At 73.3% G+C, this 14,353-nt stretch carries 16 protein-coding genes and 1 pseudogene; 13 read left to right on the plus strand and 4 right to left on the minus strand.

Annotation, left to right across the window (positions count from 1 at the left end; genetic code table 11):
• Positions 1 to 236: 236 nt before the first annotated feature.
• The 4 genes from ABT041_RS34635 to ABT041_RS34650 all read left to right on the plus strand — a co-directional run bounded on the left by ABT041_RS34635 (position 237) and on the right by ABT041_RS34650 (position 5,072).
• The gene (locus ABT041_RS34635) at positions 237 to 1,694 is read left to right on the plus strand and encodes an NAD(P)H-hydrate dehydratase (RefSeq protein ID WP_351192062.1); all 1,458 of its coding nucleotides are present in this window, start codon (positions 237 to 239) and stop codon (positions 1,692 to 1,694) included.
• A 91-nt stretch (positions 1,695 to 1,785) separates the two neighbouring features.
• Entirely contained in the window at positions 1,786 to 2,733 is a 948-nt protein-coding gene (locus ABT041_RS34640) for a L,D-transpeptidase family protein (protein ID WP_351192064.1), read from the plus strand.
• 20 nt (positions 2,734 to 2,753) lie between these two features.
• Positions 2,754 to 3,902 (plus strand): alanine racemase, encoded by a 1,149-nt coding sequence (gene alr, locus ABT041_RS34645; RefSeq protein ID WP_351192066.1) that lies wholly within the window; start codon positions 2,754 to 2,756, stop codon positions 3,900 to 3,902.
• A gap of 6 nt (positions 3,903 to 3,908) precedes the next feature.
• The gene (locus ABT041_RS34650; RefSeq protein WP_351192068.1) at positions 3,909 to 5,072 is read left to right on the plus strand and encodes an alpha/beta fold hydrolase; all 1,164 of its coding nucleotides are present in this window, start codon (positions 3,909 to 3,911) and stop codon (positions 5,070 to 5,072) included.
• 64 nt (positions 5,073 to 5,136) lie between these two features.
• Here the strand turns inward: ABT041_RS34650 and ABT041_RS34655 are convergent.
• Positions 5,137 to 6,317: pseudogene (locus ABT041_RS34655) on the minus strand (RNA-guided endonuclease InsQ/TnpB family protein); the annotation flags it as partial.
• Between the two features lie 146 nt (positions 6,318 to 6,463).
• Here ABT041_RS34655 and tsaE point away from each other — a divergent pair.
• Both tsaE and ABT041_RS34665 read left to right on the plus strand, forming a co-directional pair.
• Positions 6,464 to 6,985, plus strand: coding sequence for a tRNA (adenosine(37)-N6)-threonylcarbamoyltransferase complex ATPase subunit type 1 TsaE (tsaE, locus tag ABT041_RS34660; protein ID WP_351192070.1), 522 nt, complete (start codon positions 6,464 to 6,466; stop codon positions 6,983 to 6,985).
• A gap of 115 nt (positions 6,986 to 7,100) precedes the next feature.
• Positions 7,101 to 7,250 (plus strand): hypothetical protein, encoded by a 150-nt coding sequence (locus ABT041_RS34665; RefSeq protein WP_351192072.1) that lies wholly within the window; start codon positions 7,101 to 7,103, stop codon positions 7,248 to 7,250.
• 38 nt (positions 7,251 to 7,288) lie between these two features.
• On the opposite strand, the gene ABT041_RS34670 is transcribed toward ABT041_RS34665, so the two are convergent.
• Complete coding sequence (locus ABT041_RS34670) at positions 7,289 to 7,864, minus strand: L,D-transpeptidase (RefSeq protein WP_351192074.1); 576 nt, start codon at positions 7,862 to 7,864, stop codon at positions 7,289 to 7,291.
• A 96-nt stretch (positions 7,865 to 7,960) separates the two neighbouring features.
• Between ABT041_RS34670 and tsaB the strand changes: the two genes are divergently transcribed.
• The 7 genes from tsaB to ABT041_RS34705 all read left to right on the plus strand — a co-directional run bounded on the left by tsaB (position 7,961) and on the right by ABT041_RS34705 (position 13,110).
• Complete coding sequence (tsaB, locus tag ABT041_RS34675; RefSeq protein WP_351192076.1) at positions 7,961 to 8,617, plus strand: tRNA (adenosine(37)-N6)-threonylcarbamoyltransferase complex dimerization subunit type 1 TsaB; 657 nt, start codon at positions 7,961 to 7,963, stop codon at positions 8,615 to 8,617.
• Positions 8,618 to 8,649: 32 nt separating this feature from the next.
• Entirely contained in the window at positions 8,650 to 9,114 is a 465-nt protein-coding gene (gene rimI, locus ABT041_RS34680; RefSeq protein ID WP_351192155.1) for a ribosomal protein S18-alanine N-acetyltransferase, read from the plus strand.
• Positions 9,114 to 10,217, plus strand: coding sequence for a tRNA (adenosine(37)-N6)-threonylcarbamoyltransferase complex transferase subunit TsaD (gene tsaD / locus ABT041_RS34685; RefSeq protein ID WP_351192078.1), 1,104 nt, complete (start codon positions 9,114 to 9,116; stop codon positions 10,215 to 10,217). The genes rimI and tsaD overlap by 1 nt, the downstream gene beginning before the upstream one ends.
• Positions 10,218 to 10,228: 11 nt before the next feature.
• Positions 10,229 to 10,468, plus strand: a complete 240-nt coding sequence (locus tag ABT041_RS34690; RefSeq protein WP_351192157.1) for a hypothetical protein — start codon at positions 10,229 to 10,231, stop codon at positions 10,466 to 10,468.
• 57 nt (positions 10,469 to 10,525) lie between these two features.
• Positions 10,526 to 11,368, plus strand: a complete 843-nt coding sequence (locus tag ABT041_RS34695) for a polysaccharide deacetylase family protein (protein ID WP_351192080.1) — start codon at positions 10,526 to 10,528, stop codon at positions 11,366 to 11,368.
• A gap of 118 nt (positions 11,369 to 11,486) precedes the next feature.
• Positions 11,487 to 11,852, plus strand: coding sequence for a YciI family protein (locus ABT041_RS34700; protein WP_351192082.1), 366 nt, complete (start codon positions 11,487 to 11,489; stop codon positions 11,850 to 11,852).
• A 67-nt stretch (positions 11,853 to 11,919) separates the two neighbouring features.
• Entirely contained in the window at positions 11,920 to 13,110 is a 1,191-nt protein-coding gene (locus ABT041_RS34705; protein ID WP_502976671.1) for an RNA polymerase sigma factor, read from the plus strand.
• On the opposite strand, the gene ABT041_RS34710 is transcribed toward ABT041_RS34705, so the two are convergent.
• Positions 13,104 to 13,712, minus strand: coding sequence for a hypothetical protein (locus ABT041_RS34710; protein WP_351192084.1), 609 nt, complete (start codon positions 13,710 to 13,712; stop codon positions 13,104 to 13,106). The genes ABT041_RS34705 and ABT041_RS34710 overlap by 7 nt on opposite strands.
• Positions 13,705 to 14,352: a hypothetical protein gene (locus tag ABT041_RS34715; protein WP_351192086.1), complete on the minus strand. Its 648-nt coding sequence runs from the start codon at positions 14,350 to 14,352 to the stop codon at positions 13,705 to 13,707. The genes ABT041_RS34710 and ABT041_RS34715 overlap by 8 nt, the downstream gene beginning before the upstream one ends.
• Between the last annotated feature and the right edge of the window lies 1 nt (position 14,353).

The raw sequence follows: 14,353 nt of genomic DNA on the forward strand, positions 1-14,353 counted from the left end.
GCCGTCCGTTGTGCCCACCCTCCCCCAAGCTCTCGGCTTCGCTCGAGCAGGGGGGACCCCCATCGCCCCTTGCGGAACGCCTGCCCACAACGGGGCGTGGGCGCCGTTCCGTTGCGGGTGGGCACCGCCCCGGCGGAACGCCTGCCCACAACGGGCGTGGGCACCGCCCCGGCGGAAATGCGCGCAACGGCGGGGCGCGGGGCCACAACGGGCCCGGGCGCGGGCAGACTTCGGGTATGCGTACTGGTTATCGCGTCGAGACCGTCCGGGCCGCCGAAGCCGCCCTCATGGCCCGCCTCCCCGAAGGCACCCTCATGCAGCGCGCCGCCGCCGGACTCGCCGCCGCCTGCTGTTCCCTGCTCGGGAAGGGCCGGGTGTACGGCGCCCGGGTCGTCCTCCTCGTCGGCAGCGGCGACAACGGCGGCGACGCCCTCTACGCCGGCGCCCGCCTCGCCCGCCGCGGCGCGGGCGTCTCGGCCGTCCTGCTCGGGGAGCGCGCGCACGAGGCCGGGCTCGCCGCCCTGCACGCCGCCGGCGGACGCGTAGCCGACGAGCCGTTCGAGGCCCTCTCCCGCGCCGACCTCGTCCTCGACGGCATCACCGGCATCGGAGGCCGCGGCGGGCTCCGCCCCGATGCCGTCCCCGTCGCCCGCGCCGCCCGCGGTTCGGACGCCGTCGTCGTCGCCGTCGACCTGCCCAGCGGCGTCGACGCCGACACCGGCGAGGTCAACGGGGAGGCCCTGCCCGCCGACGCGACGATCACCTTCGGCGCGTACAAGCCCGGTCTGCTCGTCGACCCCGCACGCGAGTACGCCGGTGCCCTGCGGCTCGTCGACATCGGTCTCGGCGACTTCCTCCCGGGCGTCCCGGACCTGGAGGCCCTCCAGCACGAGGACCTGGCGTGGCTGCTCCCCGCGCCGGGCGCCGAGAGCGACAAGTACCGGCGGGGTGTCGTCGGGGTCCTCGCCGGGTCGGTCCGCTACCCCGGCGCCGCCGTGCTCGCCGTCGCCGGCGCGCTGCGCGGCGGGGCCGGAGCCGTGCGGTACGTCGGTCACGCCGGTGACGCCGTGATCGCCGCCCACCCCGAGACCCTGGTGCACCCCGGACCTCCCGACAAGGCCGGGCGCGTCCAGGCGTGGGTCGTGGGGCCCGGTCTGGGGGAGGGCCCGGGCACCGGGGTCGCCGTCGCGGAGGTCCTCGCCTCCGACGTCCCCGTACTCGTCGACGCGGACGGTCTGCGGGGGCTCGACCCCGGTGCCGTCCGGGGGCGCGGGGCTCCGACCCTCCTCACGCCGCACGCGGGCGAGGCGGCCGCGCTGCTCGGCGTCACCCGGGAGGAGGTCGAGGCCGGCCGGCTCGCCGCCGTCCGCGAACTGGCGGCCCGCTTCGGTGCGACCGTCCTGCTCAAGGGCTCGACGACGGTGGTCTGCGGGGCGGGCGGGACCGGTCCCGTACGGGTCAACCCGACCGGAACCTCCTGGCTCGCCACGGCCGGCAGCGGCGACGTCCTCTCCGGTCTCGCCGGCTCCCTCCTCGCGGCCGGCCTCCCGGCCCTGGACGCGGCCTCCTGCGCGGCCTACCTCCACGGGCTCGCCGCACGGCGGGCGTCGGAGGGCGGCGCACCGGTGACGGCGACGGAGGTGGCGGACTCCCTGCGGGGCGCCTGGCGGGACGTGACGGCGGGCGGTTCGTGAGAACCGGCGCCTACCCCACTCGGGCCAACCCCGTTCGCCCAGCCGTGGGTTCCCGCGCGCCCGTCCGGCGGGCGGCGGATTGGGTGGGTGGGTGACCAGTTGGAGAAGCCGTACCGCGCCCCTGTTGTTCGTCCTCGTCGCCTCCCTCGCGTGCGGACCCGTCGCCCTCGCCGCCCCCACCGGCCGTGAGGCCGCGCCGCTTGCCGCCCCGCCAGCCCCCTCCGGCCGTGAGGCCCCGCCCCCCGTCACCCCCTCCGGCCGTGAGGCGCCCCCGTCCGCCGAAGACCCCCTCGTGCCCGGAGTGGTCGGCGGCGGGCGGGCCGAGTACCCGATGGACACGCCCGATCAGGTGCTGCCGCCCCTGCGCGAGGAGGAGGACGGCGTCCCCGTACCCGAGCCCGAGGAGCAGGTCGACGAACTCGTCGAGTACCTGCCCCGCAGCGCCGTCGGAGCCGCCTGCACCGCCAAGGCGAGCATCCATCAGCGGCGGGTCGAGCGGCTCCTGGGGCTGCCCGTCGACGGCAGGCAGTCCGCCGCCGACTGCCGGGCCATCCGCGCCTTCCAGGTGAAGGAGAAGATCAAGCCGGCCGCCGGCTACGCCGGTCCCGTCACCTGGGCCCGCGCCGAGCTGCTCGCCGCCCGGAAGAACCTCGACCCGGGCCGGCGCTGCCCCGTGAAGAAGTACGCCGTCGCCTGCGTCGACCTCGACCGTCAGCTCATGTGGGTACGGAAGGGGACGAAAGTGACGTACGGGGTGGTCAACATGCGCAGTGGGCGGCCCGGGTACGCCACCCGTACGGGCTGGCACACCGTCTACTGGCGCCACAAGGACCACTGGTCGTCCATCTACGACACCCCCATGCCGTACTCCCAGTTCTTCAGCGGCGGCCAGGCCTTCCACGCCGTCTACGGGCAGATCGCCACGCCCGGCGGCAGCCGTGGCTGCGTCAATCTCAGCCACGGGAACGCACGGAAACTCTGGGACGTCCTCCGTAAGGGTGACCGGGTCTACATCTGGGGAAAGCGGCCCGGCAGCTGACACCTGAGAGACTGGGCGCGATGACTGAGACACCTCCGCCCCCGAGGGCCCGCGCCGAGATCGACCTCGGCGCGCTGCGTGCGAACGTCCGCACGCTGCGCGCCCGTGTCGCCCCCCACGTCCGGATCATGGCCGTGGTCAAGGCCGACGCGTACGGACACGGCGCCCTGCGCTGTGCCCGCGCCGCCCTGGACGCGGGCGCGGACTGGCTCGGCACGGCCACCCCGCACGAGGCGCTCGCGCTGCGCGCCGCCGGGATCACGGACGTTCCCGTCATGTGCTGGCTCTGGACCCCCGGTGACCCCTGGGACCAGGGCATCGAGGCCGGGCTCGACATGTCCGTGAGCGGGATGTGGGCCCTGGGCGAGGTGATCGAGGCCGCGCGCCGCACCGGCGGCACCGCCCGCATCCAGCTCAAGGCCGACACCGGCCTCGGGCGCAACGGCTGCCAGCCCGCCGACTGGCCCGAGCTGGTCGAGGCCGCGCTCAAGGCCGAGGTCGACGGGCTCGTGAAGGTGACCGGCCTCTGGTCGCACTTCGCCTGCGCCGACGAGCCGCACCACCCGTCCATCGCCGCCCAGCTCGACGTCTTCCGCTCGATGCTGGACCACGCCGAGCAGGCGGGCGTGCGCCCCGAGGTCCGGCACATCGCGAACTCGCCGGCCACCCTCACGCTGCCCGAGGCCCACTTCGACCTGGTCCGGCCCGGCATCGCGATGTACGGCGTCTCGCCGAGCCCGGAGCTCGGCACCTCCGCCGAGCTCGGCCTGCGGCCCGTCATGTCGCTCAAGGCGAGCGTCGCGCTGGTGAAGCAGGTCCCCGCCGGGCACGGCGTGAGTTACGGGCACCACTACGTCACGGAAGGGGAGACCACCCTCGGGCTGGTCCCGCTCGGGTACGCCGACGGGGTTCCCCGGCACGCCTCCGGGCGCGGGCCCGTCCTCGTCGGCGACCGGGTCCGTACCGTCGCCGGACGCGTCGCCATGGACCAGTTCGTGGTCGACCTCGGCGGGGACACCCCCGAGCCCGGCACCGAGGCCGTGCTCTTCGGCCCCGGCGACCGGGGCGAGCCGACGGCCGAGGACTGGGCGGTGGCGGCCGACACCATCGCGTACGAGATCGTCACCCGGATCGGGGCGCGCGTCCCGCGGGTCTACCTGGGGGAGTAGCCCGCCATGGCGGAGTCGAGCGGCAGCAATTGGCGGCGTGCCGGGTTCGCCGGTGCCGCGATAGGCGTCCTGGCCGCCGGCGCGGCCGCCGGGGTCGCCGTCGAGCGGCTCACCGTCGGCCGGTCCGTACGGCAGAAGGCGCGGCTCGCCCTGGACGCCACCGGCCCGTACGGCGGTCTGCGCGGCACCCCGGGCCGGGCACTCGCCGACGACGGGACCGTTCTGTACTACGAGGTGGACGAGGTCGAGGCGGATGCCCCGCCGGCCCGTCGGCGCAGGCTCTTCGGCCGCCGCGAACCCGCCCCCGTCACCGTCGTCTTCAGCCACGGCTACTGCCTCAACCAGGACTCCTGGCACTTCCAGCGGGCTGCCCTGCGCGGGCTCGTCCGCACCGTCCACTGGGACCAGCGCAGCCACGGCCGCTCCGGGCACGGGGTCTCCCAGGCCGGGACCGACGGGGTGCCCGTCTCCATCGAGCGGCTCGGCCGCGACCTCAAGGCCGTCCTCGACGCCGCGGCGCCCGAGGGGCCGCTCGTCCTCGTCGGGCACTCGATGGGCGGCATGACGGTGATGGCGCTCGCCGAGCAGTATCCGGAGCTGATCCGCGACCGGGTCGTCGGCGTCGCCCTCGTCGGCACCTCGGCGGGGAAGCTCGGGGAGGTCACGTACGGGCTGCCGCTCGCCGGCGTCAACGCCGTCCGGCGGGTCCTGCCGGGCGTCCTGCGGGCCCTCGGCTCCCAGGCGGAGCTGGTCGAGCGCGGGCGGCGGGCCACCGCCGACCTCTTCGCCGGGCTGATCAAGAAGTACTCGTTCGCCTCGAAGGACGTGGACCCGGCGGTCGCCCGCTTCGCCGAGCGGATGATCGAGTCGACCCCGATCGACGTCGTCGCCGCCTTCTACCCGGCCTTCGCCGAGCACGACAAGGCCGCCGCCCTCGCCGCCTTCGGCGAGCTGCCGGTGCTCGCGCTCGCCGGGGACAACGACCTGGTCACCCCCAGTTCGCACACCGAGGCCATCGCCGCGCTCCTGCCGGACGCGGAGCTGGTCATCGTCCCGGACGCGGGCCATCTGGTGATGCTGGAGCACCCGGAGGCGGTCACCGACCGGCTCGCCGACCTGCTGGTGCGGGCCGGTGTCGTCCCGGCCGGGGAGGGCTTCCGTACGCGCTAGGTTTGCTCGTGTGACTCCTCCCCGGCGGGGCTGCCGAGGCTTCTCGCTGGGCCACTGGGGCTTCGCGACGGGCCAGCCCGGCCCGAAGTACGTTCAGGGCGCCCACGGTGTCCGCGTGCGCGCTGTGGCCGCAGGCGGTGCAGTGGAACCGCTCCTGGGTGGGCCGGTTCTCCGCTGAGACGTGCCCGCATTCAGGGCAGGTTCGGGAGGTGTTGCGGGGGTCGACGGCGATCACTTCCCGTCCGGCGCTCTCAGCCTTGGCGTGCAGGATCGTCAGGAACACCCCCCATCCGGCGTCGGCGATCGATTTGTTCAGCCCGGCCTTGGCGGTGGCTCCGTTGGGCAGGAAGGCATCCGGCCTCTCGGGGTCCGACATTGGCGCGGGGGCCCTGCTCATCTTGCGGATCTTGAGGTCTTCGTGCGCAATGAGGTCGTGTTCCCGCACGAGGTCGAGTGCGGCCTTGTGCGCATGGTCCAGTCGTTGCCGACGAATCCTGCGGTGCAGATCACCGATCTTCGCGACGACCTTCTTGCGCCGCTTGCTGCCGCGCCTGCACCGGGCGAGGGCCTGCTGTGCGGCTTCGAGCTTTGCGGCTGCCTTACGGCCGTGGCGGGGATTGGGAACGAATCTGCCGTTTGAGTCGGCAAGAAAATTGGCAATGCCCAGATCGATTCCGGTCGCAGAGCCGGTCGCGGGCAGCGGCTCTGGCACGGTTTGCTCAGCGGTGAGGACCACGTACCAGCGGCGGTCCTCGCGCTTCACTGACACCGTCTTGACCTTGCCGACGACCAGTCGGTGCCGGTTGACCTTGACGTGCCCGACGCCTGGAAGCGGACGCGGGTGACGGGGGCGTGCGGGGTGGAGTCCCACCGGCAGCCGTCCCCGTCCCTGGGGAAGACGACAGTGTCGAACCGGTTCGTTCCGCGAAAACGTGGGTAGCCGGGGACGTCTCCGGACCTCATCCGGCGGAAGAACGCGGCGAACGCCTTGTCGAGTCGACGCAGGGTGGCTTGCTGCGAGGAGAACGACCATCGACCTTGCCGCTCTGAGTCGAACGCCCGGATCTCCCTGAGCTGGGCCGACTGCGTCCCGTACGTGACACTCGTCTTGGACACATGCCGCCAGGCATCACGGCGCTCCTGCAACGCTCCGTTGTACAGCGAGCAGTGATCTCTCAGCATGTCGCCGAGCGCGACCTGTTGACCCACGGTGGGCCGCATCAGGAACTTGTACGCACGAATCACCCCGACCCACCCCTCGTCGCTACCGTAGTGCGAGCTACAGGCGGTAACGGTTGTTCCGGCGACCAGTCGCCACTCGCCGAAGATCACCCGTCCGAGGTTCACAGCTGCTGGACTCGAGGCCCGGGATTCCCTGCGAAAATCAAGGCATGGAAGCAGCGCATCCGCCCGCCCCCGGCACACATCCGCACGTCTCCGGCGCCACCCTCTCCGTCGACTCCCCGCAGCAGATGCAGGAGCTCGGCCGCCGGCTCGCGAAGATCCTCCGGCCCGGCGACCTCGTCATGCTCACCGGTGAGCTCGGCGCCGGGAAGACGACCCTGACCCGTGGCCTCGGCGAGGGCCTCGGCGTGCGCGGGGCCGTGACCTCCCCGACCTTCGTCATCGCCCGCGTCCACCCGTCCCTCGTCGACGGTCCGGCCCTGGTCCACGTCGACGCGTACCGGCTCGGCGGCGGGCTCGACGAGATGGAGGACCTCGACCTGGACGTCTCGCTGCCCGAGTCCGTGGTGGTCGTCGAGTGGGGCGACGGCAAGGTCGAGGACCTGACGGACGACCGGCTGCACCTGCTCATCCACCGGGTGACCGGCGACACCGACGACGACCGGCGCACGGTCGTGCTGCGCGGGGTCGGGGCGCGCTGGGCGGGCGAGGACCTCGATCTGTTCTGAGCCGTACGTACGTAGGTTCCGACAACGTGTCGGGAAGGTGTTGCGTGGGTCGCACGAGCCGTGGTCACATGGATGCACGAGCTGGTTAGGTGTACCTAACCTACGGGAGGCATGCATGGCGACGCCCGAACGCGCGGAACCCGTCCGGGACCACGTCTCGATGAGTGAGCTGCTCGCGTCCTGCGCGGCTGCCCGGGCCCTGTCGACCCCGCCGCCGGCCGAGGCCGAGGCCGAAGAGGAACCCGTACGCGACGAAGCGGCCTAGGCGCTCCGGGCGCCTCAGGCCGCTTCAGGTGCTGCGCTTCAGGCGCTCTGGGCGACGACGACGACCTTCGCGCCGATCACCGCGAACGTCCACATCGCGTCCCCGTCGGCCCGCTTCATCCGGATGCCGCCGGTCTTCCGGGCCGGGTCCGGCGACGGCGTCGAGCCGTCGACCGCCGCGCTGAAGCCGATCGCCACGTCCTCGGCCGTCGCGAACCGCACCACGTGCTCGATCTGCACCCCGTCCGAACCGCGCACCGAACCCGAGCGCGAGGTCACCCGGTACGTCCCGGCCACCGGGTCGACCGTGCTCGGCCACACCGCGAACGTCCGGGTCGCCTTGCCCTTCCCGTCCACGATCCACACCCGGCGGTCGGCGAGCGAGTACACGACCCGCTCCCCGGTGCCCGAGTTCGCGGGGACGGCGAGGGGGTCCTTGGCCGGCTGCTTCGGGCCACCGCTCGGCGAGACCGAGGGGGCGGCCGTGCCCGGCGTCCGCGGCTTCACCGACAGATCGGCCGGCGCGTTCGCCGAGGCCTGGTAGGCGAGGACGCCGACCGCGACAATGGCCGCCGCCGTGAGCCCGGCCACGAATCCCGAGCTGCTCCTAGCCACCGTGCCCACCTCTCGTACGTACGTATCGAAGGGTGACGGTAGCAGCCGCCCGCCCGAGGTTCGGGGCAGCGTGCCCGGGAGCCGTAGGCTGTTCGCGTGCTGTTGCTCGCCATGGATACCGCCACCCCCGCCGTCACCGTCGCCCTCCACGACGGCGAGGCCGTCGTCGCCGCGTCGAGTCAGGTCGACGCCCGCCGCCACGGGGAGCTGCTGCTGCCCGCCGTCGACCGGGTCCTCGCCGACGCGGGCCTGAGACTCGACGCGGTCACCGGGATCGTCGTCGGCGTCGGCCCCGGCCCGTACACCGGGCTCCGCGTCGGCCTCGTCACGGCCGCGGCCTTCTCGTCCGCGCTCGGCGTGCCGGTGCACGGCCTGTGCACCCTCGACGGCCTCGCGTACGCCTCCGGGATCGACGAGCCCTTCGCCGTCGCGACGGACGCGCGCCGCAAGGAGGTCTACTGGGCGCGGTACGAGGACTCCCGCACCCGCGTGACCGACGCGGCCGTCGACCGGCCCGCCGACATCGCCGCCTCGCTCGCCGGCCTCCCCGTGGTCGGCGCGGGCGCCCTCCTCTACCCCGAGGCCTTCCCGGACGCCCGCGAGCCCGAGCACCAGTCGGCCGCCGCGCTCGCCGGGCTCGCCGCCGAGAGGCTGAAGGCGGGCGAGGGCGGTTTCCTCGACCCGCTGCCGATGTACCTGCGCCGCCCCGACGCGCAGGTGCCGAAGAACTACAAGGTGGTCACCCCCAAGTGAGCGCCGCGACCGAGGCCGCCGTGCTGCGCGAGATGCGCTGGTGGGACATCGAGCCGGTGCTCGCTCTGGAGGCCGAGCTGTTCCCCGAGGACGCCTGGTCGGAGGGGATGTTCTGGTCGGAGCTCGCGCACGCCAGGGGACCGAGGGCCACCCGCCACTACGTGGTGGCGGAGGACCCGGCGGACGGCCGGCTCGTCGGGTACGCAGGGCTCGCCGCCGCCGGCGGACTCGGCGACGTCCAGACGATCGCCGTCTCCCGCGACCAGTGGGGCACGGGTCTCGGCGCCCGGCTCCTCACCGACCTGCTGAAGGAGGCCACCGCCTTCGAGTGCGAGGAGGTCCTCCTCGAAGTGCGCGTGGACAACACCCGGGCCCAGAAGCTCTACGAGCGCTTCGGCTTCGAGCCCATCGGGTTCCGGCGCGGCTACTACCAGCCGGGCAATGTCGACGCGCTCGTGATGCGACTGATCGTTCAAGGAACTGGGACTGAGATCTGATGGCTGCTGACGAACCGCTGGTACTCGGCATCGAGACCTCCTGCGACGAGACCGGCGTCGGCATCGTCCACGGGACCACCCTCCTCGCCGACGCCGTCGCCTCCAGCGTCGACACCCACGCCCGCTTCGGCGGCGTCGTCCCCGAGATCGCCTCCCGCGCCCACCTGGAGGCCATGGTCCCGACGATCGAGCGCGCCCTGAAGACGGCCGGGGTCTCCGCGAAGGACCTCGACGGCATCGCCGTCACCGCCGGACCCGGCCTCGCGGGCGCCCTGCTCGTCGGCGTCTCCGCGGCCAAGGCGTACGCCTACGCCCTCGGCAAGCCGCTCTACGGCGTCAACCACCTGGCCTCGCACATCTGCGTCGACCAGCTGGAGCACGGCAAGCTGCCCGAGCCGACGATGGCCCTCCTGGTCTCCGGCGGGCACTCCTCGCTGCTGCTCTCCGCCGACATCACCTCCGACGTGCGGCCGATGGGCGCCACCATCGACGACGCGGCCGGCGAGGCCTTCGACAAGATCGCCCGCGTCCTCGACCTGGGCTTCCCCGGCGGACCGGTCATCGACCGGCTCGCCAAGGAGGGCGACCCGGCGGCGATCGCCTTCCCGCGCGGTCTCAGCGGCTCCCGCGACCCCGCGTACGACTTCTCCTTCTCGGGCCTCAAGACGGCCGTGGCCCGCTGGATCGAGGCCAAGCGGGCGGCCGGCGAGGAGGTGCCCGTACGGGACGTCGCCGCGTCCTTCCAGGAGGCGGTCGTCGACGTGCTCACCCGCAAGGCCGTCCGGGCCTGCAAGGACGAGGGCGTCGACCACCTGATGATCGGCGGCGGCGTCGCCGCCAACTCGCGGCTCCGGGCCCTCGCCCAGGAGCGCTGCGAGCGCGCCGGGATCCGGCTGCGGGTGCCGCGTCCGGGCCTGTGCACGGACAACGGCGCGATGGTCGCGGCCCTCGGCTCCGAGATGGTCGCCCGCAACAGGGCCGCCTCCGACCTGGAGCTGTCGGCGGACTCCTCGCTGCCGGTGACGGACCCGCACGTGCCCGGGGCGCACGCCCATGACCACGACCACGTGCACGAGGTCAGCAGGGAGAACCTGTACTCGTGAGGCTCACGCTCATGTGGGAGGCCAGGGCCGCCCAGGGCCGGGGCGCCGAGCTCCTGGAGTGGGCGCGGGCGCAGGTCCTGGCCCGGGAGCCGGTCCGCCGGGAGCTCCTCCGGGCGCCGCAGGACCGGGTGCTGGTCCTGACCTGGTGGGAGGCGGACGGTTTTGACGCCGAGCTGCCCGAGCTGCCGGAGCCGGACGCGGAGCTGATCACCCGTCCGGTCCATCGCTGGCGCTTCGAATCGGTCGAGTAAGCGATTCCCGCCCGAAAATAGAGCAACCTTTCGACCGTCTCGGCCATCCCACAGCGCGTGAAGAAGACCATCGCGCTGTGGGCGGCCCTGACCACCGTCGCCCTCCTGGTGACCGGCTGCACGGTGGAGGAGCCCGCCGCCGCCCAGACCCCCGCCCCGGTTCCCGCGAAGACGACGTCGCCCGCGGCCGAGCCGCCCGCCGAGGACAAGGCGCCCGGGGCCGCCGCGTACCGGAGATGGGGCCTGAAGCCCTTCGCCGCCCCGCCCGCCCCGCCCGCGGTCAAGCCGGTCGTCCGCCCGCCCGGCGGGCCGGTGCCCGTCATCAGCGAGATCCCCACCCGCGAGAAGATCGTCTTCATCACGATCGACGACGGGGCCGAGAAGGACCCCGGGTTCGTCCGGATGATGAAGGACCTCAAGGTCCCGGTCACGATGTTCCTCACGGACGCGGCCATACGCGCCGACTACGCGTACTTCGAGCCGCTCGTGGCCCAGGGGCACGGCCTCGCCAACCACACCCTCACCCACCCCAACCTGCGCACCCTCTCCCCGGAGGCGCAGCGCCGGGAGATCTGCGGGCAGCAGACGAAGCTCAAGGAGCGGTACGGCTCCACCCCGCGGCTCTTCCGCCCGCCGTACGGCAACTGGAACGAGGCCACGCGCGCGGCGGCGGGGGAGTGCGGCCTCGACGCGATCGTGCTGTGGCGCGAGTCCATGCAGATCAAGAACATGCAGTACCAGCGCGGCGACCGGAAGCTGCACCCCGGCGACATCATCCTGGCCCACTTCCGGGGCCCGTCCGAGCTCAAGGGCCGGACGATGACGGAGATGACGGCGACGATGCTGCGGAAGATCCAGGAGCAGGGCTTCACGGTCGCCCGCCTGGAGGACTACGTCTGAGGCATTCTCCGGGCGTCCGGGAAATTCTCCGGGCGCGGTGTCGATGCGGACGGATCCCGTTCGACGTATGTGTGGACGGCGGGGAACGGCCCCGCCCACCGCACACCGAGGAGTCGTCATGCCCCGCTTCCTGTCCCTCGTCCGCATCGAGGAGAACACCATCGACATGGCAAGCGCCGACCCCGGCTTCGAGGAGCGCATGGGCGCCCTCTTCGAGGAGATCACCAAGGCCGGCGCCATGGTGGACACGGCCGGGCTCCGGCCGACCGCCGAGGCCACCCGGATCACCTGGTCGGACGGGAAGCTGTCCTTCACGGACGGCCCGTTCACCGAGACCAAGGAGGTCGTCGGCGGCTACGCGATGCTCCAGTGCAAGGACATGGCCGAGGCCGTCGAGTGGGGGAAGCGGTTCCTGGCCGTGCACCCGCCGCACTGGAAGGTCGGCCTCGAGGTCCGCGAGGTCGAGGAGATGCCGCAAGGCTGACCCGCGCCGTGCTGTCATGTGAACCGTGACGGTGTCGGTGGAGAGCACGCTGGAGACGGTCTTCCGGATGGAGTCGGCGCGGATCATCGCCACGGTGGCGCGGATCGTCAGGGACGTCGGCATCGCCGAGGAGATCGCCCAGGACGCGCTCGTCTCCGCCCTGGAGCAGTGGCCGGAGTCAGGGGTCCCGGAGCGCCCGGGAGCCTGGCTGACGGCCACCGCCAAGCACCGGGCCGTCGACCTCGTGCGGCGGCGCGAGACGTACGCGCGGAAGCTCGCCGAGGTGGGCCGGACGCTCTCGGAGGAGTCGTACGACCCCGAGCCGTCCGGCCCCGGCGACATCGACGACGACGTGCTCCGGCTCGTCTTCACCACCTGCCACCCGGTGCTCTCCGCCGACGCGCGGGCGGCGCTCACGCTGCGGCTCGTCGGCGGGCTGCGGACCGACGAGATCGCCCGCGCCTTCCTCGTACCGGAACCGACGGTGGCGGCGCGGATCACCCGCGCCAAGCGGGCGCTCGCGAAGGCGGGCGTCGAGTTCGAGGTGCCGTACGGGGTGGACCGGGCGGCCCGCCTCGACTCGGTCCTGGAGATCATCTACCTGATCTTCAACGAGGGGTACGCGGCGACCGCGGGCGACGACCTGCTGCGGCCGGGCCTGTGCGAGGACGCGCTGCGCCTGGCCCGGGGCCTGGCCGCCCTGATGCCGGACGAGAGCGAGGTGCACGGCCTCGCGGCCCTCCTGGAACTCCAGGCGTCCCGCACGGCGGCCAGGACCGGCCCCGACGGGCGGCCGGTGCTCCTCGCGGACCAGAACCGCAGCCGCTGGAACCGGCTCCTCGTGCGGCGCGGGTACGCCGCTCTCGCGCGGGCCGGGGACGGGCGCTCCTACGGGCCGTACGCCCTGCAGGCCGCGATCGCCGCCTGCCACGCGCGGGCGGCGTCGTACGAGGCGACGGACTGGCCCACCATCGCCGCGCTGTACGCCCGCCTCGGCACCCTGACCCCGTCCCCGGTGATCGAACTGAACAGGGCGGTCGCCGTGTCGATGACCGAGGGCCCCGAGGCCGCCCTGCGCATCGTCGACGCCCTCACCGACGAACCGGCCCTGGCCCGCTACCACTTGCTGCCGAGCGTCCGCGGCGACCTGCTCGCCCGCCTCGGCCGTACGGAGGAGGCGAGGGCGGAGTTCGTACGTGCGGCCTCCCTCACCCGGAACGAGCGGGAAAGGGCGCTGCTGCTGAGGCGGGCTCAGTAGCGCAGGATGTGGCCGGCCGAGGTGCCGGTGCAGTGCCTGCCCGCCCGGGCGGCGAACGGCTGGAGGAGTGTCAGGGGGGATCCCGGGTCCGGGTACGTGACCTGGTCGAGCACCGGGCCGTCGAGGGCGGTCAGGTCCAGGGCGTCGGGGGCGAGGGCGCGCCAGTCGTCGCGGACGGCGGTGGGCCGGGAGACGTGGTGGACGTACTCGTCGTGCATGTCCACGGCGCGGAAGGTGAGTTCGAGCGTGCGGGGGTCCAGCCAGCGGACCAGGTCGATGCCCCGGCCGGGGTCGGTGAAGTCGACGCGGTGACCGGTGTCGGCTTCGAGGAGGGTGAGGCCGCCCGCGCGGACGTACTCGTCGCCGTTGTCGAGGCCGATGGCGAGGAGCGGGAGCGTGGGGTGGAAGGCGATCGGCTCGGCCTCCTCGGTGAACGTCAGGAGGTGCGCGCAGGAGAGGTCGGCGGCGCGGTAGACGGCCACGCGGCTGTGCCGGTCCCAGCACGCGCTGGCCGCGAGCCACTGTCCGTCGGCGCTGACGACCGCCTGGTCGGCCTGCCCGAGGAGTTCGGCGAAGGGCTCGTCGTGCAGGAGGTCAGCCATGGTGCTCCGTCAGATGGGCGAAGGTGAGGCGGGCGAGGACGTCGAGGGTCTCGGGGGTCGCCGTCGGGGCGAGCCGCGCGAAGGACGCCGCGAAGGCCGGGGACTGCGCGCACAGCGTCCTGGCCTCCAGGGCCTGGGTGAGGCGCGGGATCAACTCGTGGGAGCAGAAGGGGTGTTCCGCCTCGATGAAGGCGCGGAGGCTCTCCTCGTACGAGGCGTGCTCGCCGTCGTACGCCCAGCCGTCCAGGGACAGCAGGAGGGGGAACTGCGCCCGTACCTCCCACGCGGACAGGGGGACGTCCTCGTACGGCGCGTCGCCCTCGCGGTCCGCGAGGCGCAGCAGGGTCGCGAGGTCCGTCATGAACGCCGGTATGTCCTTCGCGCCCGCCGCCGTCCGCCAGGTGTGGCGGGTCTGTTCCGGGCAGGTCGCGAAGAACTCCTCGGTGAAAGCCGTGGACAGGTAGTCCAGTTGGGAGGCGAGCCTCTGCGGGGTCTCCCGCCAGGCCGCGTCCCAGTGGTTCAGGCGCAGGACCCGCCTGAGGCGCAGGACCTGCCACTCCAGCGGGTCGGGGCCTGCGGCCAGGGCGGCGAGGTGGGCGAGCGGGCCGCTGGTGAACATGCCTTCCGGGTGCAGTGCCATG

Source organism: Streptomyces sp. NPDC002825, assembly GCF_040295385.1.
Lineage (GTDB): Bacteria > Actinomycetota > Actinomycetes > Streptomycetales > Streptomycetaceae > Streptomyces.

What these genes read in the sequence shown, in the direction of transcription:
- ABT041_RS34665 (WP_351192072.1), top strand. Translation starts at nt 7,101, where the DNA reads ATGGCGACGCCCGAACGCGCGGAACCCGTCCGGGACCACGTCTCGATG.
- ABT041_RS34690 (WP_351192157.1), top strand. Translation starts at nt 10,229, where the DNA reads ATGTGGGAGGCCAGGGCCGCCCAGGGCCGGGGCGCCGAGCTCCTGGAG.
- tsaD (WP_351192078.1), top strand. Translation starts at nt 9,114, where the DNA reads ATGGCTGCTGACGAACCGCTGGTACTCGGCATCGAGACCTCCTGCGAC.
- ABT041_RS34650 (WP_351192068.1), top strand. Translation starts at nt 3,909, where the DNA reads ATGGCGGAGTCGAGCGGCAGCAATTGGCGGCGTGCCGGGTTCGCCGGT.
- ABT041_RS34635 (WP_351192062.1), top strand. Translation starts at nt 237, where the DNA reads ATGCGTACTGGTTATCGCGTCGAGACCGTCCGGGCCGCCGAAGCCGCC.
- ABT041_RS34715 (WP_351192086.1), bottom strand. Translation starts at nt 14,352, where the DNA reads ATGGCACTGCACCCGGAAGGCATGTTCACCAGCGGCCCGCTCGCCCAC.
- alr (WP_351192066.1), top strand. Translation starts at nt 2,754, where the DNA reads ATGACTGAGACACCTCCGCCCCCGAGGGCCCGCGCCGAGATCGACCTC.
- ABT041_RS34705 (WP_502976671.1), top strand. Translation starts at nt 11,920, where the DNA reads ATGGAGTCGGCGCGGATCATCGCCACGGTGGCGCGGATCGTCAGGGAC.
- ABT041_RS34700 (WP_351192082.1), top strand. Translation starts at nt 11,487, where the DNA reads ATGCCCCGCTTCCTGTCCCTCGTCCGCATCGAGGAGAACACCATCGAC.
- rimI (WP_351192155.1), top strand. Translation starts at nt 8,650, where the DNA reads ATGCGCTGGTGGGACATCGAGCCGGTGCTCGCTCTGGAGGCCGAGCTG.
- tsaE (WP_351192070.1), top strand. Translation starts at nt 6,464, where the DNA reads ATGGAAGCAGCGCATCCGCCCGCCCCCGGCACACATCCGCACGTCTCC.
- ABT041_RS34710 (WP_351192084.1), bottom strand. Translation starts at nt 13,712, where the DNA reads ATGGCTGACCTCCTGCACGACGAGCCCTTCGCCGAACTCCTCGGGCAG.